Source organism: Mycobacterium sp. NGS49, from assembly GCF_059812565.1.
Genome location: NZ_JCALCX010000046.1, coordinates 14239 through 33066, shown reverse-complemented (window position 1 = coordinate 33066; position 18828 = coordinate 14239). Strand labels below are relative to the sequence as shown.

Annotated in this window: 13 protein-coding genes; 7 read left to right on the top strand and 6 right to left on the bottom strand. The window is 71.4% G+C overall.

Annotated features, from left to right (window positions below):
• On the bottom strand, positions 1 to 3090 hold a 3090-nt coding region (locus AC5Y7D_RS28285; protein WP_499929319.1), incomplete at its 3' end, for a PE family protein.
• 214 nt (positions 3091 to 3304) lie between these two features.
• Between AC5Y7D_RS28285 and AC5Y7D_RS28280 the strand changes: the two genes are divergently transcribed.
• The 3 genes from AC5Y7D_RS28280 (at position 3305) to AC5Y7D_RS28270 (ending at position 6696) form a co-directional block, all read left to right on the top strand.
• A complete protein-coding gene (locus AC5Y7D_RS28280) occupies positions 3305 to 4072 on the top strand; it encodes a fructosamine kinase family protein (protein WP_499929323.1) in 768 nt (255 codons plus the stop codon).
• 249 nt (positions 4073 to 4321) lie between these two features.
• Complete coding sequence (locus AC5Y7D_RS28275) at positions 4322 to 5152, top strand: amidohydrolase family protein (RefSeq protein WP_499929317.1); 831 nt, start codon at positions 4322 to 4324, stop codon at positions 5150 to 5152.
• On the top strand, positions 5149 to 6696 hold the full coding sequence (locus AC5Y7D_RS28270; protein ID WP_499929315.1) for an acetolactate synthase large subunit: 1548 nt from the start codon (positions 5149 to 5151) through the stop codon (positions 6694 to 6696). The genes AC5Y7D_RS28275 and AC5Y7D_RS28270 overlap by 4 nt, the downstream gene beginning before the upstream one ends.
• Here AC5Y7D_RS28270 and AC5Y7D_RS28265 read toward each other — a convergent pair.
• The 5 genes from AC5Y7D_RS28265 to AC5Y7D_RS28245 all read right to left on the bottom strand — a co-directional run bounded on the left by AC5Y7D_RS28265 (position 6685) and on the right by AC5Y7D_RS28245 (position 15663).
• Positions 6685 to 7386, bottom strand: coding sequence for a hypothetical protein (locus AC5Y7D_RS28265; RefSeq protein ID WP_499929313.1), 702 nt, complete (start codon positions 7384 to 7386; stop codon positions 6685 to 6687). The two genes, AC5Y7D_RS28270 and AC5Y7D_RS28265, sit on opposite strands and share 12 nt — an antisense overlap.
• Positions 7387 to 7388: 2 nt before the next feature.
• Entirely contained in the window at positions 7389 to 11579 is a 4191-nt protein-coding gene (locus AC5Y7D_RS28260) for a PE family protein (protein WP_499929311.1), read from the bottom strand.
• Positions 11580 to 11757: 178 nt separating this feature from the next.
• Positions 11758 to 13260: a long-chain-fatty-acid--CoA ligase FadD17 gene (gene fadD17, locus AC5Y7D_RS28255; RefSeq protein WP_499929309.1), complete on the bottom strand. Its 1503-nt coding sequence runs from the start codon at positions 13258 to 13260 to the stop codon at positions 11758 to 11760.
• Between the two features lie 93 nt (positions 13261 to 13353).
• Entirely contained in the window at positions 13354 to 14451 is a 1098-nt protein-coding gene (locus tag AC5Y7D_RS28250; protein WP_499929307.1) for an acyl-CoA dehydrogenase family protein, read from the bottom strand.
• A gap of 30 nt (positions 14452 to 14481) precedes the next feature.
• On the bottom strand, positions 14482 to 15663 hold the full coding sequence (locus tag AC5Y7D_RS28245) for an acyl-CoA dehydrogenase (RefSeq protein ID WP_499929305.1): 1182 nt from the start codon (positions 15661 to 15663) through the stop codon (positions 14482 to 14484).
• A gap of 194 nt (positions 15664 to 15857) precedes the next feature.
• Between AC5Y7D_RS28245 and AC5Y7D_RS28240 the strand changes: the two genes are divergently transcribed.
• The 4 genes from AC5Y7D_RS28240 to AC5Y7D_RS28225 all read left to right on the top strand — a co-directional run bounded on the left by AC5Y7D_RS28240 (position 15858) and on the right by AC5Y7D_RS28225 (position 18824).
• A complete protein-coding gene (locus tag AC5Y7D_RS28240; RefSeq protein WP_499929304.1) occupies positions 15858 to 16049 on the top strand; it encodes a ferredoxin in 192 nt (63 codons plus the stop codon).
• Between the two features lie 16 nt (positions 16050 to 16065).
• Positions 16066 to 16986 (top strand): 3-oxoacyl-ACP reductase, encoded by a 921-nt coding sequence (locus AC5Y7D_RS28235; protein ID WP_499929321.1) that lies wholly within the window; start codon positions 16066 to 16068, stop codon positions 16984 to 16986.
• A gap of 186 nt (positions 16987 to 17172) precedes the next feature.
• On the top strand, positions 17173 to 17937 hold the full coding sequence (locus AC5Y7D_RS28230; RefSeq protein WP_499929303.1) for an MlaE family ABC transporter permease: 765 nt from the start codon (positions 17173 to 17175) through the stop codon (positions 17935 to 17937).
• A gap of 44 nt (positions 17938 to 17981) precedes the next feature.
• Positions 17982 to 18824, top strand: coding sequence for an MlaE family ABC transporter permease (locus AC5Y7D_RS28225; RefSeq protein ID WP_499929302.1), 843 nt, complete (start codon positions 17982 to 17984; stop codon positions 18822 to 18824).
• The last annotated feature ends 4 nt before the right edge of the window (positions 18825 to 18828 follow it).

The window sequence follows — 18828 nt, the reverse complement described above, 5'->3', positions numbered from 1 at the left end:
GGCGCCGCCGCTGCCGTTGGTGCCGCCGGCATCGGCGTTGCCGCCGTTGCCGCCGAGCCCACCTTCGCCTCCCGCAAAGCCGCCCTGGCCTGGGCCGCTGGCGTTGGAGCCGTTGCCGCCGGCGCCGCCGGCGCCGCCGTTGCCGCCGGTTCCCGCGTTGCCGGCCACCCCGCCGAAGTTGGCCAGGCCGCCGGCGCCGGCGTCGCCGCCGGTGCCGCCGGTGCCGCCGGTGCCTGCGGTGGTCAGGGTGCCGGCACCGCCGGTGCCGCCGGCGCCGCCTTGGCCGCCGTTGCCGCCGGTGCCGCTGGCCGCGCTGCTGAATCCGCTGGTGTTGAGGCCGCCGACGCCGCCCTGGCCGCCTTGGCCGCCGGCCCCGCCGGCGCCGCCGTTGGTGTTGAGCGGACCGCTGCCACCGGACCCGCCGGCGCCGCCGTTGCCGCCGCTGCCGGCTGCGCCGCCGATGCCGGCCGCGCCGGCTCCAAAGCCTGCGCTGCCGCCGTCGCCGCCGAGTCCGCCGGCGCCGCCATTGCTGCCCGCGGCGCCGCTGCCGGCCGGGCCGGAAGTGCCGGCACCGCCGTCGCCGCCGCGGCCGCCGGCGCCGCCGCTGCCGTTGGTGCCGCCGGCATCGGCCAGGCCGCCGTTGCCGCCCAGGCCGCCCTGGCCGCCGGCGAAACCGGTCTGGCCGATACCCGTCGCGGCCGCACCGGTGCCCCCGGCGCCCCCGGCGCCGCCCGTGCCGCCGGTTCCCGCGTTGCCGGCGGTGCCGCCGAGGTTCGCAACACCACCGGCGCCGGCGTCGCCGCCCGTGCCGCCGGTGCCGCCGGTGCCTGCGGTGGTCACGGTGCCGGCACCGCCGGTGCCGCCGGCCCCGCCTTGGCCGCCGTTGCCGCCGGTGCCGCTGACGCCGCTGACCGCGTTGGTGTCGAGGCCGCTCATGCCACCCTGTCCACCTTGCCCACCGGCGCCGCCCGCACCGCCGCCGGCGTTGAGTGCGCCGCTGCCGCCGGCCCCACCCGCGCCGCCGTTGCCGCCGGTTCCAGCCGCGCCGCCGGTGCCGACTGCTCCTGCGCCGAAGCCCGCGGTGCCGCCGTCGCCACCGATCCCGCCAGCTCCACCGCTGCCGCCAATGCCGCCGGTACCCGCCGCGGCAGCTCTGCCTGCTCCGCCGTCACCGCCACGGCCGCCCATGCCGCCACTGCCGTTGGTGCCACCGGTGCCGGCACTTCCGGCCGCACCGCCGAGTCCGCCTTTACCGCCGGCAAATCCGCCCTGGCCTGCGTTGGTTCCGGCCGATCCGGCCCCGCCCGCTCCGCCCGAGCCCCCGTCACCGCCGTCACCCGAAAGACCGGCGACGCCGCCCGAACCGCCGGTTCCGGCCAGGCCGCCCAGGCCCGCTTCGCCACCGGACCCGCCCATGCCCCCATCACCGCCCACTCCACCGACCGCGGTGAGGTTGTCCGCGCCGGTGCCACCCGCCCCGCCGAGCCCGCCGCTGCCTCCGGCCCCACCGGAACCGTTCGTGCCGCCTGCCGCACTGCCGCCACCCTGGCCCCCCGCACCGCCGGCGCCACCGGCAAACCCGCTGTTGCCGGCACCACCCGAACCTGTGGTGGCGTTGGTCCCGTTGCTGCCGGCGCCCCCATTGCCGCCGGTTCCGCCGGCGCCGCCGGTGCCCGCTTTTCCTGCCACGCCGCCGGTGCCGCCGGTCCCGGCCGCTCCTCCGGCACCGGCGTTTCCGCCCACTCCGCCCTGTCCACCGCCACCGCCGTCAGAGCCGGCCACGGTGCCCGACCCGCCGCCGCCGCCCACACCGCCTACACCGCCGACGCCTCCGGCGCCACCGGAACCGTTGACACCCCCGGCGCCGGAGTTGCCGCCGGCGCCGCCGGCCCCGCCCGCGCCGCCGGCCGCACCGGTGCCGCCTACCGCGCCGGTCAAAGACAACGCGTCGGCTCCGTTGGCCCCGGCACCGCCGGTGCCGCCTGCCCCACCGGTGCCTCCGACGCCCGCACTACCGGCCGCACCGTCGAAACTGAACAGCTGGCGTGCGCCGCCGGCGCCCCCCAACCCGGCGTTGCCGCCGGTGCCGCCGGTGCCGCCGCCACCGCCAATGCCGCCCAGGCCGGCGACGCTGCCGTCGCCGCCGCTACCACCGTCGCCGCCGAGACCGCCAGAGCCGCCCAGGCCGCCTTGTCCACCTGCGCCGAGGAATAGCGCGCCGCGGCCGCCGGCGCCACCGTCGCCGCCCGCGCCACCGCTGCCGCCGGTGTCGCCGACCGTCGTACCGGCGCTTCCGGCGCTGCCCGCCCCACCTGCGCCACCGTTCCCACCCGCGCCACCGCCGGCGAACCAGCCGCCGTCGCCGCCAGCACCGCCGCGCCCTCCCGCTCCGCCGTTGCCGCCCGGGCCGGCATCGCTGCCGACTCCGCCGCTACCCCCGATGCCGCCGGCACCCCACAGCATTGCCGCGCGACCGCCCGTCCCCCCGGCGCCGCCGCCGCTGCCGCCCGTGCCTCCGGCCCCGCCGACACCGGCCAGCCAGCCACCGGCCCCGCCCGCACCGCCGGTGGTCCCACCGGATCCACCCGCGCCGCCCGCGCCGCCGTTGCCCCACAGACCGGCCGACCCGCCGGCGCCACCGGCCTGGCCGGCCGCCCCGGCCGCGCCATTGCCGCCGTTGCCGTACAAGATGCCGCCGTCGCCGCCGTTACCGCCCGGAGTGGTGGCGTTGGCTCCGTTTCCGATCAGGGGGCGACCCAGCAGTGTCTGGGTGGGGGCATTGATCAAGCCGAGCACTGCCTGTTCGGCGTTGATCGACTCGGCGGATGCGTACGCACCAGTCCCGGCGTTCAGGGTGGCTACGAATTGCTCCTGAAAGGCTGCCAGTCGCGTGCTAATCGCTTGGTACTCAAGGCCGTAGCCGCCGAACAGCGCGGCGATCCGGGCCGATATCTCATCGGCGGCGGCCGCCAGCACCTCGGTGGTGGGTACTGCCGCGGCGGCATTGGCCGCACTGAGCGTTGACCCCAACCTGCTCAGGTCCCCTGCCGCGGTGACGACGAAATCCGGCGAAATCGACACGAACGACATGGCACAGCTCCCAACCGACTCTGGGTAGAAACCACCGCGGCGCACACCGACGCGTAGGTCGGGATCTTATTAGGCACTTATGCAATAAGTCAGTGTTTTTCCGCACCGGATTTTTCGGGGTCACCGAACCCGATTCCAGAATCGGCAAACGTCCGGGTGGTATGAAACGCCTACAGTCGTCACGCATGTGGTGCATCAGCCCTTGGTCGCCGGCATGAGGGATTTCGTCAAACAGAATCCTGGTGCGCCCGGTGGCTTCTTCGAGTGGGAGGCGGCCGGCTTGCGATGGCTGTCGGCTGTCGACGGTGGTGTGCCGTGCGCCCAGGTAATTGCGGTCGACGCTACGAGCCTGAGCCTGCGCCGGCTTGAGCCGGTGACACCCAGTGTGGAGGCGGCGCACACGTTCGGCGGACGGTTGGCGGTGATGCACGATGCGGGTGCCCCGGCGTTCGGTGCTGGGCCAGACGGGTGGGACGGTCCGGGGTTCTTCGGCCCGTTATCGCAGCCGCTACCGATGTCCTTGCGGCGCCATCAGGGGTGGGGCGTCTTCTACGCCGACGAGCGACTGGTCCCGATGGCCGAACTGGCCGCGCCCCGGCTCGACGTCGCCACCCGCCGAGCGCTGGATGACGTAGCGGCTCGCTGCCGGGCGGGTGACTTCGACGACGATGACCCGCCGGCGCGGCTGCATGGCGATCTGTGGAGCGGCAACGTGATGTGGACCCGGGACGGCGTGGTGCTGATCGACCCGGCCGCGCATGCCGGTCACCGCGAGACCGACCTGGCCATGCTCGCACTGTTCGGCTGCCCGCATCGGGACGCGGTGCTGGCCGGCTATCAGCAGATTCGATCGCTGAAGCCCGGCTGGCGCAAGCGGATTGGGCTGCACCAGCTCTACCCGCTGCTGGCGCACGTGGTGTTGTTCGGCGGCGGATATGTGGGGCAGACACGCGCCGCTGCCAGCTCCGCGCTCGGCGCCTGATGTTCCACCTGGCGTGCTCGGAGCCGCGAGATGCAAAGTCCCTCCGGTTGGATCACGGCGGGGCAAGCGGTGCCCGCCGACAGGCCTTCCCACCGCCTGGCCCGAGGAGCGCCCGCGGCGCGGCCGGCGGGCGAGGACGTAGGGCGCCGCCGGGCGGCCGGCATCGTCGGCGGGGCGGTGCTGCATTGCCCGCCTCCTCCTCCTGCCGCCGGGCGGCCGGCATCGTCGGCGGGCTAGTGTCAAACCCCGATGACCATCGACGTGTGGATGCAGCATCCGACGCTGCGCTTCCTGCGTAGCGACATGCTGGCCTCGCTGCGCCGCTGGACCGGTGGATCCATGCCGGAGGCCGACATCCCGATCGAGGTGACGGTGGCTTCGATGGACGCCGCGGGCGTGGAACTCGGGCTATTGAGTGCGTGGCTGGGGCCGGGCGGCCAGGACCTGGTGTCCAACGACGAGGTCGCCGAGTGGATCCGATTGCACCCCAGCAGGTTTGCCGGCCTGGCGACGGTTGATCTGGACCGCCCGATGGTGGCGGTCCGCGAGCTGCGCCGCCGGGTTGCCGAAGGATTCGTCGGGCTGAGAGTGGTGCCATGGCTGTGGAACGCCCCGCCCACCGACCGGCGCTATTATCCGCTGTTCGCCCAATGCGTCGAGGCGGGCGTGCCGTTCTGCACGCAGGTCGGACACACCGGTCCGCTGCGGCCGTCGGAGACCGGACGGCCGATCCCCTATATCGATGAGGTGGCCCTGGATTTTCCGGAGTTGGTGATCGTGTGCGGACACGTGGGATACCCCTGGACCGAGGAGATGGTCGCGGTGGCCCGCAAACACGAGAACGTCTACATCGACACCTCCGCCTACACCATCAGTCGGCTCCCGGACGAGCTGATCAGGTTCATGAAAACCGCTACCGGACAACGCAAAGTCCTGTTCGGCACCAACTACCCGATGATCGCCCACGCGCACGCCCTGGCGGGCCTTGACGAACTCGGGCTCAGCGACGAAGCTCGTCGAGACTTCCTGCACGGCAACGCCGAGCGGGTCTTCAAGCTCCAGCGGAAGGCGGACACATGAACGGTGCCCAGGCCCTGATCAACACATTGGTCGACGGTGGGGTCGACGTCTGCTTCTCCAACCCGGGCACATCGGAGATGCACTTTGTCGCAGCGTTGGACACTGTCGACCAAATGCGGGGCGTGCTCACGCTTTTCGAAGGTGTGGCCACAGGTGCGGCCGACGGGTACGCGCGCATCGCGGGCCGCCCGGCGGCGGTCCTGCTCCACCTCGGCCCGGGACTGGGCAACGGCCTGGCCAACCTGCACAACGCCCGCCGCGCCCGGGTGCCGATGGTGGTGGTCGTCGGCGACCATGCCACCTATCACAAGAAATACGACGCCCCTTTGGAATCCGACATCGACGCGGTGGCCGGCACTGTTTCGGGATGGGTACGCAGGACGGCGACCGCCGCCGACGTCGGTGCCGACACGGCCGAAGCCATCGCCGCCAGCATGTCGGGTTCGTTCGTCTCGACGCTCATCCTGCCGGCTGATGCCTCCTGGTCGGAGGGCGCCCAGCCCGCCCCGGTGACCGCCGCCGACCCTGCGGCCGCTGGTTTCGACGTGGGTGCCGTGGCGGAGGTGCTGCGCTCGGGCGAACCCACCACGATCCTGGTCGGTGGGGACGCCACCCGCGCGCGGGGGCTGTCCGCGGCCGCGCGAATCGCCCAGGCCACCGGCGCCCGCTTGTTGTGCGAGACGTTCCCCACCCGGCTGGAGCGTGGGGCGGGCGTGCCAGCTATCGAACGACTGGGCTACTTCGCCGAGGCCGCCGCGGCGCAACTCGACGGTGCCAAGCATCTGGTGCTGGCCGGTGCCAGGTCGCCGGTCTCGTTCTTCGCCTACCCGGGCATGCCCAGCGATCTCGTACCGGCCGGCTGCAAAGTGCATGTGCTGGCCGAATATGACGGTGCCGCAGCCGCTTTGGAGGCGTTGGCCGACGAGGTGGCGCCTGGGACGGAGGCGCCGCTGGCCGCCGCATCGCGCCCGCAGCTGCCCTCGGGTGCGTTGACGTCGGCGTCGGCGGCCGAGGTCGTCGGAGCCCTGCTACCGGAACGCGCCATCGTCGTGGACGAGTCCAACACCTCGGGTCTGCTGTTGCCGGCGGCGACCGCGGGAGCGCCGGCCCACGACTGGCTGACCCTGACCGGTGGCGCCATCGGTTACGGCATCCCGACCGCGGTCGGGGCGGCGGTGGCCGCGCCCGACCGTCCGGTTTTGTGTCTGGAATCCGACGGGTCGGCGATGTACACGATCTCGGGATTGTGGACTCAGGCACGTGAACTTCTGGACGTCACCACCGTGATCTACAACAACGGCGCCTACGACATCTTGCGGCTCGAGCTGCAACGCGTCGGCGTGGCGGCCGGACCGGGCCCGAAAGCCAAGGATCTTCTTGACATATCGCGTCCGACAATGGATTTCGTGAAGATCGCCGAGGGCATGGGGGTGCCGGCCCGGCGCGTTACCAGTTGCGAGGAACTCGCCGAGGCGCTGCGCGACGCCTTCGCCGAGCCGGGACCGCACCTGATCGACGCCGTGGTGCCGTCGCTACTGGGTTAGGCCGCGGTACAGCCAGGCGCTCAGTTGGTTGAGGACATCGACGCCCACCTCGAACGTTCGGGCTTCGGCCGCCAGCGCTACGCCGAGGTAACCGGAATCTGTCGGCAGCATGCCGAACTGCCGCACCAGATACTCGCCGGCGGCGCTCGGGCCCCAACCGGCTTTGGCGGCAATGCCTTTGGCGGCAAGGCCCCATCGCTGTTGCGGGATCAGCCGTGTCATGAGTTCGACGACGGTGGCGGCTCCGGGCAGGCCGGGCAGGTTCGCGGCGAACCTGGCCTGGTTCTCGAGCGACCACCGCGTCTGGCCGAAGGCCGTGAAACCCGTTCGCAATCGCCGTGATTCGACCCTGGTGGCCGAATCGCCGGTCGCCGCGATGACATCCTGAACCCGCAGCGCGGCCACCGCAGGGTCTCCCAGCTGTGACCACAACTCCTCGGACGCGGGGTTGTCGGATTCGGTGATCGCTTTCACTACGAGTGGCTCTGCGCGGTCACGGTCGGCGCGCAGGGCCGCGACGGCCAGCGGGACCTTGATGGTCGACCACGCGACACCGGACGACCATCGGCCGAGTGAATGCACCGCGGCTCCACCAGCGACGGCAACGCCGATGGTGGCCGGCACGGCCGCGGCGAAGTCGTCGAAGCTCGCGCGCAGCGCGGGGGAGTCGGCAAAGGCGTAGCGAGGCAACGTCAGGTGACGACACCCCCGGCGCCGCCGCCGCCGGCAGCTCCGCCCACGCCGCCGCTACCGCCGGAGGTACCGACGCCGTTGTCGCCTGGATCGCTGTCTCCGCCGTCACCACCCAAGCCGCCGACGGTACCGTTTCCGGCCTGACCGCCGTTCCCGCCGTCGCCGCCGGTTCCGCTGGCGCCGCCGGTGGCACCCGATCCGCCGCTCCCGCCGGCACCCGATCCGGCGGCACCGCCGTTGCCGCCGAAGCCGCCGTTGCCGCCTATGCCGCCTTGGCCACCGGCACCACCATTGGCCGCCGTGCCGCCGCCGAAGCCGCTGCTGTTGCCGCCGCGCCCGCCCCCGCCACCGGCGCCGCCGTCGCCACCCCTGGCTCCGGTGCCGCCGTCGCCCCCGCTTCCGGCGATGCCGTTGGTGCTGGACCCGCCTGCACCGCCGGTACCCGTGCCGGCGTTTCCGCCGTTGCCGCCACTGCCACCGGTGGCGCCCGTCCCGCCGTTGCCGCCGGTACCGCCGGCACCGCCGACAGCGCCACTGCCGCCGTTGAACCCGCCGTCACCGCCGCGACCGCCCAGCCCACCGCTGCCGCCGAAACCGGCATTGATGCCGGCACTGGCGCCGTTACCGCCGTTGCCGCCGTTGCCGCCGGTCGCGCTGCCATTTGCGCCGGTTGCGAACGCGTTCGCGCCGTGGCCGCCCGCACCGCCACTGGCGCCGTCACCGCCGAGGCCGGGTGCGCCGTCGGTGGCGTTGCCGCCGTTGCCGCCGTTGCCACCCTTGGCGGTTCCGTTCGCGGCGTTTGCCGTCGCGATACCGCCGTCACCACCGTTACCGCCGGCAGCGAACAGCCCGCCGTTCGCACCGGGACCTCCGTTCCCGCCGTTGGCGGTCGCGTTGGTCCCGGTTTGGCTGGCGCTGCCGCCCTTGCCGCCGTTGCCGCCGTCGCCGCCGGTCGTGCTGCCGAGAGCGCCGGCGCCGCCCGCGCCACCCGTGGCGACACCATTGTTCGTATTGTCTGACCCGGCTCCGCCGGCGCCGCCGTTCCCGCCCTGTTGAATGGTGCCGGCCACGTTGCTGCCGGGAGTGCCGGGCCCCCCGCCGACCCCGGACGGGGAACCGGCGGCGCCGTTGGTGCCCGCCACGGCCTGCCCGGTCGTCGGCCCGACGGTGCCGTTGACGCCGTCGGCACCCTTGCCGCCGTTGCCGGCCTGGCCGCCGGCACCGCCGTCGCCTCCTTTGCCCAGCGCGCCGGCGTTGCCCCCGGCGCCGCCGGCAGCTCCGCCGGAGCCGGCCGAGCCACCATCGCTGCCGTCGCCGCCGGCACCTCCGTCGCCGGCGTTGGGGGTTCTGCCGAAGTTGCCGGCGGAGAAGACGTTGGATCCGTCGGCGCCGTCGGCGCCGATGCCGCCGGTGCCACCTTTGCCGCCGTCTCCGCCGCCTCCGCCGGAACCGCCGGTGAGGCCGCTGCCGCCGTTGCCGCCGGTGCCGCCCTTGCCGGCGTTGCCGGCGTTTCCGCCGGCTCCACCGTTTCCGGCGGTGATGCTGCCCGACTGCGGCAAGGCGTTGCCGCCGGACACCCCGACGCCGCCATTGCCGCCACTGCCCGCGTCACCGCCGTTACCGCCCTTGCCGCCGGTTCCGGCGGGAGCACTTGTTGCGCCCGCACCGCCGGTGCCACCAGTGCCACCGTTGCCGGCGTTACCACCCTGACCGCCCGCGCCACCGGATCCGGCGGGGGCATCGATGTCCTGGAAGCCACCTTGCGCGCCGTTGCCGCCCTGACCACCCTTGCCGCCGTCGCCGCTGTTGCCGCCGGCACCGCCCGTTCCGCCCGTGCCGCCAACCCCGGCCGCACCGCCGGTGCCGCCCTGGCCGCCTACGCCGCCATTGCCGCCGGTGCCCCCGGCGCCGCCGTCGGGTGCCGTCGCGATCCCGACATCGGGTTTGACGGCATCGCCGCCCTGGCCGCCGTTACCCGCGTTGCCGGCCTCGCCGCCCACGCCGCCCTCGCCGCCGCTGCCGCCGGGACCGCCCGCATTGCCGCCGCTGCCGCCGTTGCCGCCGTTGCCGCCGTCGCCCCCGGTCTGGCCGATGCCCCCCGCCGGCGCGGTGCCGATGCCCTTGCTGCCCATGCCGCCGGTGACGCCGGCGCCGCCGCTACCGCCGCCGCCGCCTTTGCCGCCGCTGCCGCCGAGGCCACCGTTGGCGCCGTTGGCACCGCCGCTGCCGCCGGCACCGCCGTCGCCGCCCGTAAAGCCGCTGTCGCCGGCGGCAGCGCCGGCCTTGCCGTCGCCGCCCCCGCCGCCGTCTCCGCCGAGGCCACCATCGCCGCCCTTGCCCTGGGTGCCGATGGTGCCACCGTTAGCTGCCCCGGCCGCACCGGGAGCACCGCCTGCTCCGCCGTCACCGCCCTTGCCGCCGGTGGGAGCATTGGTGCTGTTGTTGCCGGCATGCCCGCCGTCACCGCCGCCGCCGCCGTTACCGCCGTCGCCGCCGGTGCCACCCTTACCGCCCGGGCCGCCGGCGCCACCGCCGGCACCCCCGTCCCCGCCCTTGCCGCCGGCGACGGCGTCACCGCCGCTGGCGTTTGCCGTGCCGGACATGTCGGTACCGTCGCCGCCCGTGCTGCCGTTGCCGCCGTCACCGCCGTTGCCGCCGTTGCCGCCCGCGCCGGTGGCGCCGGCCTTGCCCCCGCCGCCACTACCGGCCGAACCACCCGCACCGGCCAGCCCGCCCTGGCCGCCCGATCCGCCCTTGCCACCGGCGTTGCCGCCTGCGGCACCGTCAGTGCCGTTGCTGCCGTCACCGCCGAGACCACCCGCTCCGCCGAGACCGCCGTTGCCGGCGACACCGCCGGCGACTGCGGCGCCTCCGGTGCCGCCCTTGCCCCCTTGGCCGCCCATGAAGCCGGTGTTGCCGTCCTTGCCGAAACCGACCGCAGTGGCACCGTCGGCACCCCCGCCACCCTGACCGCCGGTGCCGCCCGTACCTCCGGCACCGACGCCACCGGCCAGACCACCGTTCGACAGGACGCCGGAGGCTCCAGCCGACCCACCCGCGCCCGCAGCCCCGCCCGTGCCGCCGTTGCCGCCCATGCCGCCGATACCGGTGAGACTGGTGGCGCCCACACCGCCGGTCCCACCGGTTCCACCTTGCCCACCGAGGCCACCGGCGCCGCCGTGGCCGAACAGCACCGGGCCGGCGCCGCCTTGCCCGCCGGCGCCGCCGTTACCGGCGAGGCCCCCGGTACCGGCCTGGACAGCGGGGTTAACGGAGTCGAGGCCCGCGCCGCCGTTGCCGCCCTGGCCGCCGGCACCGCCGTCGCCGCCGTTCATGAACAGTCCGCCGGCCCCGCCGTTGCCGCCGATACCGCCGTTGCCGGCCGCGCCGCCACCGAGGGCGCCCGGTGCGCCGATGCCACCGGCCCCGCCGTTGCCTCCGGCCCCGAACAGCCACGCGCCGTTGCCGCCGTTGCCGCCGTGCCCGCCGGTGCCGCCGTTGGCACCACCCTGGCCGCCGGCACCGCCGGCCCCGCCACCGCCGAACAGCAGCGAGCTGTTGCCGCCAGTACCACCGGCACCGCCCATGCTGCCGGTGGCGCCGACACCACCGATGCCGCCGCCACCGCCGGCACCGAACAGCAGTCCGCCGTTGCCGCCGTTACCACCTCGCATGCCGCCGGAGCCACCGGCGCCGCCGACGCCGCCGTTGCCCACCAGCCCCGCTGACCCGCCGTTGCCACCGGCCTGCCCCGGGGCGCCCGCGGCGCCCTTGCCGCCACTCCCGAACAGCCAACCGCCGTCCGCGCCGTTGCCGCCCGGCGTCGTCGCGTTGGCGCCGTTGCCGATGATCGGGCGGGACAGGAAGGTCTGGATCGGGTCGGCCGCCGCGGCCGCGGCCAATTGCAGGTTGACCGCCTCGGCGGCGGCGTAGGACTCCGCGCCGGAACTAAGCGTCGTCATGAACTGCTGATGGAAGGCCTCAGCGTGGCCGGCGAGCGCTTGATAGCCCCGCGCGTGTTGCGAGAACAGGTTGGAGATGGCGGCCGAGACCTCGTCGGCGCCGGCTGACAGCAGACCCGTGGTGGGAGCGGCGGCCGCCTGGGTCGCCGCGCTGATGGTCGACCCGAGGTGGGCCAGGTTGGTGACCACGGATGTCATCGTTTCCGGCACGGCAAGCAGGTATGACATCCGGCACCTCACATTAAATTAAGGCGGCCTGGCAGCGGCCAGGCAAGCAACGATGCTAGCGGTTAGGCGCGGATAGTATCGCGTCTGCGCATGCCGTTGTTGGATTCACGCGTAATAGCGCCGCCGGGTTTGGCATGGGTGGTACGCGCCATCGTTAAACGGCTGTTGGGCTGTCCCGCTAGCGGGGAATGGCGAATACCGGTTCGCCGCAGTCGACACCTTCGGCGGAGAGTTGCCGTTTGATCACCTTGAACGTCATGGTGCCGGGGAGCCCGGCGCTCACTCGCACGTAGGACGGCCACTGCTTGCGCCCGAGGTCGGCTTGCCCGGACAAGAAGTTCCGGAACTCCTGCGCGTCGAACTGCGCGCCGGGTGTCAATACGACGGCCGCCATCACCTGGTCGCCGACCACTGGATCCGGTACCGGGTACACCGCCACCTCGGTCACCGCCGGATGGCGAAGCAGCACCCGCTCGATCGGCGCGGTACCCAGGTTCTCGCCGTCGACGCGCATCCAGTCGCCGAGCCGGCCGGCGAAGTAGGCATAGCCGGCGTCGTCCCGGTAGGCCAGATCCCCGCTGTGATAGATGCCGCCCGCCATCCGTTCGGCCTCGGCGGCCGCATCGTTGTAGTAGCCCTCGAAACCGCCGGCGCCTTTTGTGTTCACCAGTTCACCGACGACTCCCGGCGGACAGGGCGCACCCGTGTCCGGGTCGACGATATCGATCCCGTCGGGCAGCGGCCCCAGCGAACCTGGCGGGGTGTCGGGTGTCCGGGCGATGGCCACGCCCAGTTCGGTGGAGCCGAATCCGTCCTGGACGCGGCACCCGAACCTCCGGCCGAACCGCTCGATGTCTCTGGGCACGCCTTCGTTGCCGTACACGGCCCGCAACGGGTTGTCCGCGTCGTCGGGCTGCTCGGGGGTGGCGAGCACGTAGGACAGCGGCTTGCCCACATAGTTGGCGTAGGTGGCGCCGAACCGGCGCACATCGGGCAGGAACCCGGACGCGGAGAACTTGCGCCGCAACGCCATCGAACCCTGGCAGGCCAGCGCCACCGCCCAGCCCACCATGATCGCGTTGGAATGGAACATCGGCATCGACACATAGCAGACGTCGTCGGCACCGAGCCCGAAGCGCTGGGCCATCCCCATGCCGGCTCCCGCCACCTTGCCGTGGCTGCACTTCACCGCCTTGGGCTCGCCGCTGGTTCCCGAGGTGAATATCAGCATGAAAAGGTCTGTGGGCGATGCGGATTGAAACACCGTCTCGGTATCCCGGTGCGCGGCAACCTCGTCGGCCCACTCGGGTGAATCGGTATCGAGGTGATCGATACCGGCCAGGGCGACAGCCGAATTGGTATCCGTGAGCACAAGCTGGCAGTCAGCGTGGCTGATATCGCGGGCCAGCGCCGCGCCGCGTCGCACCGGGTTCAGGCCGACCGGCACGATTCCGGACATGCCGGCCGCAGCAAGTACCGCCGAGAAGAACGGCGTGTTCTCCAGCAGCACGCCCACGTGTGGCGGCCGGTCCGGGTCGAGGCGTTCCTTCAGCGCCGCCGCAGTGGCCGCGGCGTCGCGCAGGTGGTCACGCCAACCGGTGAACGCATCCTCGAAGTAGACTCCGCGGTCGTCGATCTCGGTCAGCGGGCGCAGTAATGCGGTGACCGTCGGTTCGTTCAAGTGACTATCCTCTTCGGCTTCGAGTGTGAAGCTGGCTGCACGTTCGACTTCGAGTGTGAAGCTGGCTTCACGCTCGTCGGAGGTGCGGCGCGTTCAAGCAGGGGTCTCCGCCAGTTCGCGGCCGATCTGGCGCAGCTGCCCGGTGGCCCCACCCAACGCGAACTCGGTTTCCTTGGCGGACAGGAAGTATCGGTGTACCGGGTGGTCCGTGTCGACGCCGACACCGCCGTGCACGTGCACGATGGTGTGCGCCACCCGGTGCCCGGCATCGGCCGCCCAGAACGCCGCCGACGCCACGTCGATCTCGGCCGCGATGTCCTCGGCCACTTTCCACGCGGCCTGGGTCAACGTCAGCCGCAGCCCCTTGACGTCGATGTAGGCGTCGGCCAACCGCTGGCCCACCGCCTGGAAGCTGCCGATCGGACGGTCGAATTGCTCACGGGTACGGGCGTATTCGGCCGTCATCTGCAAGCCGCGCTCCAGCACCCCAAGCTGGTACGCGCTGCGGCCCAGGGTCGAGATGGTACGCAGCCAGGTGATCACCTCAGGCCCCCCGACACGGCGCGCATCGTCCACCGCAACACCGTCCAGCGCCAGATGGCCGACGCTGCCCAGCCCGGTGGTCTGCAGCGGCGTCACCGTCACCCCGGGGTCATCGGCTGCTACCACGAAAACTGCTGTGCCGGAATCAGTCTCGGCGGGCACCAGGAAGGCGTCGGCGGCGGGGCCGTAGCACACCTGGGTACGGCTGCCCGTCAGGCGGCCGGCGCCGGCACCCCCGGAGGCCTGTACCGGCCCGTCGCCCATCTCCGCGTCCAGCGCCACGGTCAGGATCTTCTCGCCGCGCACCGCCTCGGAGCCCCAGCTCTGTTGCAGCTCCTCGGAGCCGAACCGGGCCAGTGCGCCCGAACCCAGCACGATCGACTCGAGGTAGGGCACCGCCGCCAGCTGGTGTCCGAGTGCGACCAGGATTGCCACCTGCTCGAGCACCCCGAAACCGTCGCCGCCCACTCCGGTGGCGGCCGCGCTGGTGAGAATGTCGCTGTCGATGAGCTTGCGCCACAGATCGCGGTCGAATCGTTGGTCGAGCTTGTCCAGCTCGCGCTGGTGGGCGGGAGTGCACACCGAGTCGACGATGGTGTCGACCAGCCCGCCGAGGTCTTGCGTCGCTTCGGTTGTCGAGAAATCCATGAACGTCCTTCCTCTACCCTCTACCGGGGATCAGCGGTTGGCCCGGGGCAGCCCGAGGGCGACCATGCCGATGATGTCGCGCTGCACCTCGTTGGTGCCGCCGCCGAAGGTCAGGATCAGGCAGGCCCGGTGCATCCGCTCGACCCGTCCGCGCAGCAGCGCGCCGGGGGAGTCCTGGCGCAATGTGGCCGCGGTGCCCAGCACCTCCATCAGCAGCCGGTAAGCCTCGGTGGCCAGCTCGGTGCCGTACACCTTGGCTGCCGAGGCGTCCGCCGGCGACAGCGTTTCGCTCGACGACGAAGCCAGCTCCCAGTTGATCAACTTGAGCACCTCGACCTTGGCATGCACGCGGGCCAGGTTGAGCTGCACCCACTCCGAGTCGATGAGCCGCCCACCGCCGGCGTCCTTGGTGTTCTGGGCCCACTCCCGAACTTCCCGCAGGCACATGAAGATCGGCGCCGGCGACACGAGTGCCACCCGTTCGTGGTTGAGCTGGTTGGTCACCAGTTTCCAGCCGGCGTTCTCCTCGCCGACCAGGTTGGTCACCGGCACCCGCACATCGGTGTAATAGGTGGCGCTGGTGTCGGGACCGGCCATCGTGTGCACCGGCGTCCACGAGAAGCCCTCGGCGGTGGTCGGAACCACCAACATCGAGATGCCGCGGTGTTTCTTGGCCTCCGGGTTGGTCCGTACCGCCAGCCACACCCAGTCCGCGTAGGCGATCAGGCTGGTCCACATCTTCTGCCCGTTGATCACGTACTCGTCGCCGTCGCGGACGGCCGTGGTGCGCAGGTTCGCCAGGTCGGTGCCCGCCCCGGGCTCGGAGTAGCCGATCGAGAAGTGCAGCTCACCCGCGGCGATCTTGGGCAGGAAGAACTTCTTCTGCTCGTCGGTGCCGAAAGCCATGATCGTCGGTGCCACGCTGTTGATGGTCAGGAAAGGCACCGGAGCACCCGCGATGGCGGCCTCGTCGGTGAAGATCAGCGAGTCCATCGGGGAGCGGTCCTGACCGCCGTACTCCTTGGGCCAGTTCAGGGTGAGCCACCCGTCCTTGCCCATCTGCGCGACGGTCTCGCGGTAGACATTGCCGGTGCCGTACTCGCCCTGCACCGAACTCAGCGCCTCGCGCCGCTCCGGAGTCATCAATTTGGTGAAGTACGACCGCAGTTCGCGACGCAGCTCCTCCTGTTCAGGGGTGTAACTGATGCGCATTCCCGCCGCCTCCGATCAAACGATCGTCTCTGTGTGCCGGCCGCCGGAACCACGCCTGCGGCCACCCATTCGTTCTCCCGGTTGTAACACGTTCTAGTCTGGGAATCCAGCGAGCGTACGGTCGGGCGTACCGCAGCCCTATGGTGGTGCGACATACTGACCCACTACGTGGCCCAGCTGTCAAGGAGGGTGCTGTGCGAGTGATTGTCGACCGTGACCGGTGTGAAGGTAACGCGGTGTGCTTGGGAATTGCACCGGATATCTTCGACCTGGACGACGAGGATTATGCCGTCGTGAAGACCGATCCCATCCCCCCGGATCAAGAGGCCCTGGCCGAGCAGGCGATCGCCGAATGCCCACGCGCGGCACTGTTGCGCGAGGACTGACGAAGAAACTAGAGGTATTCATAAATTGACTGCAGGTAATACGAACGCGACCGATCTCTGCGGAAAGGTCGCGGTGGTGACCGGTGCCGCCGCGGGCCTGGGCCGTGCCGAGGCGATCGGCCTGGCCCGGCTGGGCGCCACTGTCGTCGTCAACGACATCGCCTCGGGGCTGGACGCTTCCGACGTCCTCGACGAGATCAGCTCGGCGGGGTCCAAGGCGGTGGCAGTGGCCGGTGACATCAGTCAGCGCGAAACCGCCGACGAGCTACTCGCCGCGGCCGACGGTCTGGGCGGACTGGACATTGTGGTGAACAACGCCGGCATCACCCGCGACCGGATGCTGTTCAACATGAGCGACGAGGACTGGGACCAGGTGATCGCCGTGCACCTGCGTGGTCACTTCCTGCTCACCCGCAACGCTGCCACCTACTGGCGTGCCAAAGCCAAAGAGGCCGGGGACGGCCGGGTCTTCGGCCGGATCGTCAACACCTCCTCGGAGGCGGGTCTGGTCGGCCCGGTCGGGCAGGCCAACTACGGCGCGGCCAAGGCCGGCATCACCGCGCTGACCTTGTCGGCGGCGCGGGCGCTGGGCCGATACGGCGTGTGCGCCAACGCGATTTGTCCCCGGGCCCGCACCGCGATGACCGCCGACGTGTTCGGTGCCGCGCCCGAAGACGGCGAGATCGACCCGCTGTCGCCCGACCACGTGGTGAGCCTGGTGCAGTTCCTGTCGTCGCCGGCCGCCGCGGACGTCAATGGTCAGGTGTTCATCGTCTACGGTCCGCGCGTGACCCTGGTGGCGGCGCCGACGGCCGAGCACCAGTTCGACGCGGGCGCCCCCGCCTGGGACCCCGCGCAGCTGAGCGCAACGCTGCAGGACTACTTTGCCGACCGGGACCCCGAAGCGAATTTCGCCGCCACCGGCCTGATGGACTGACCCGGCGCTTTCGTAGGTAGAGAGGAAATACCAGCTAGGCCGTATTTGCCACAAAAATTGCGAGCTTCATCGACACTCAGAACTTGATCTAGTTAGTATGAGCCGGCTCACACCAAGCAACGAGTCATCCAACGGTGTGTTCAGGGCCGAAAGTACTTCGCCGCGAGCAGATTGGGGGGACCGGACTTGCTGCAGCAAATCGCCGTACCGGCCCGGGCAGTCGGCGGCTTCTTCGAGATGTCAATCGAGACCGCACGCGCCGCCTTCCGGCGGCCGTTCCAATTCCGGGAGTTCCTGGACCAGACGTGGATGGTCGCGCGGGTGTCGCTGGTCCCCACCCTGCTGGTATCCATCCCGTTCACGGTGCTGGTCGCGTTCACCCTCAATATCCTGCTACGCGAGATCGGCGCCGCTGACTTGTCCGGTGCCGGAACGGCGTTCGGCACCATCACCCAGCTCGGGCCCATCGTCACCGTGCTCGTGGTGGCCGGCGCCGGGGCCACCGCGATCTGCGCCGACCTCGGAGCCCGCACCATCCGCGAGGAAATCGACGCCATGCGGGTGCTCGGCATCGACCCCATCCAGCGGCTGGTGGTGCCCCGGGTGCTCGCCTCCACGCTGGTCGCGGTGCTGCTCAACGGCCTGGTATGCATCATCGGCCTATCCGGCGGATACGCACTCTCCGTTTTTCTGCAGGGCGTCAACCCCGGTGCGTTCATCAACGGGCTGACTGTGCTCACCGGACTGCGGGAGCTGATCCTCGCCGAAGTCAAGGCGCTGCTATTCGGAGTCATGGCGGGACTGGTCGGCTGCTACCGCGGCCTGACCGTCAAGGGCGGGCCCAAGGGGGTCGGCAATGCGGTCAATGAAACCGTCGTCTACGCGTTCATCTGTCTGTTCGTCATCAACGTCGTCATGACTGCCATCGGCGTCAGGATCTCGTCCAAGTAGGGCGGGGTAACACATGACGGCAGAGGAGCGATGGTGAAAGTGCGATGAGCTACGATGCCACCCTTCGCTTCAAGCGCTTCTTCTCGAGGTTCGCCGGACCGGTCGACAGCTTCGGCGAGCAGGCGCTGTTCTACGGCGAGACCATGCGCTACGTCCCCAACGCCGTCACCAAGTACCGCAAGGAGACCATCCGGCTCATCGCCGAGATGACCCTCGGTGCCGGTGCGCTGGTCATGATCGGCGGAACCGTCGGGGTGGCGGCCTTCCTGACCCTGGCCTCCGGCGGTGTCATCGCGGTTCAGGGTTATTCATCGCTGGGCAACATCGGCATCGAGGCGCTGACCGGCTTCCTGTCGGCCTTCCTCAATGTCCGCGTCGTGGCACCCGTCATCGCGGGCATCGCGCTGGCGGCCACCATCGGTGCCGGCGCCACGGCTCAGCTGGGGGCGATGCGCGTTTCCGAGGAGATCGACGCCGTCGAATGCATGGCTGTGCACTCGGTGTCCTACCTCGTATCGACCCGGCTGATCGCGGGACTGGTCGCGATCATCCCGCTGTACTCGCTGTCGGTGCTGGCCGCTTTCTTCGCCGCCCGGTTCACCACGGTGTTCATCAACGGGCAGTCCGCGGGTCTGTACGACCATTACTTCAACACCTTCCTCATCCCGTCCGACCTGCTGTGGTCGTTCCTCCAGGCCATCGCGATGTCTATCGCGGTGATGCTGGTGCATACCTACTACGGCTACAACGCCAGCGGTGGCTCGGTCGGCGTGGGCATCGCCGTCGGTCAGGCAGTGCGCACCTCGCTGATCGTCGTCGTAGTCATCACCCTGTTCATCTCGCTCGCCGTTTACGGGGCGACCGGCAACTTCAACCTGTCCGGGTAGCGGC

Bases quoted from the DNA above. Each gene is read 5' to 3' on its own strand.
- AC5Y7D_RS28280 (WP_499929323.1), top strand. From the start codon at position 3,305: ATGAGGGATTTCGTCAAACAGAATCCTGGTGCGCCCGGTGGCTTCTTC.
- AC5Y7D_RS28275 (WP_499929317.1), top strand. From the start codon at position 4,322: ATGACCATCGACGTGTGGATGCAGCATCCGACGCTGCGCTTCCTGCGT.
- AC5Y7D_RS28225 (WP_499929302.1), top strand. From the start codon at position 17,982: ATGAGCTACGATGCCACCCTTCGCTTCAAGCGCTTCTTCTCGAGGTTC.
- AC5Y7D_RS28245 (WP_499929305.1), bottom strand. From the start codon at position 15,663: ATGCGCATCAGTTACACCCCTGAACAGGAGGAGCTGCGTCGCGAACTG.
- AC5Y7D_RS28250 (WP_499929307.1), bottom strand. From the start codon at position 14,451: ATGGATTTCTCGACAACCGAAGCGACGCAAGACCTCGGCGGGCTGGTC.
- AC5Y7D_RS28260 (WP_499929311.1), bottom strand. From the start codon at position 11,579: ATGTCATACCTGCTTGCCGTGCCGGAAACGATGACATCCGTGGTCACC.
- AC5Y7D_RS28270 (WP_499929315.1), top strand. From the start codon at position 5,149: ATGAACGGTGCCCAGGCCCTGATCAACACATTGGTCGACGGTGGGGTC.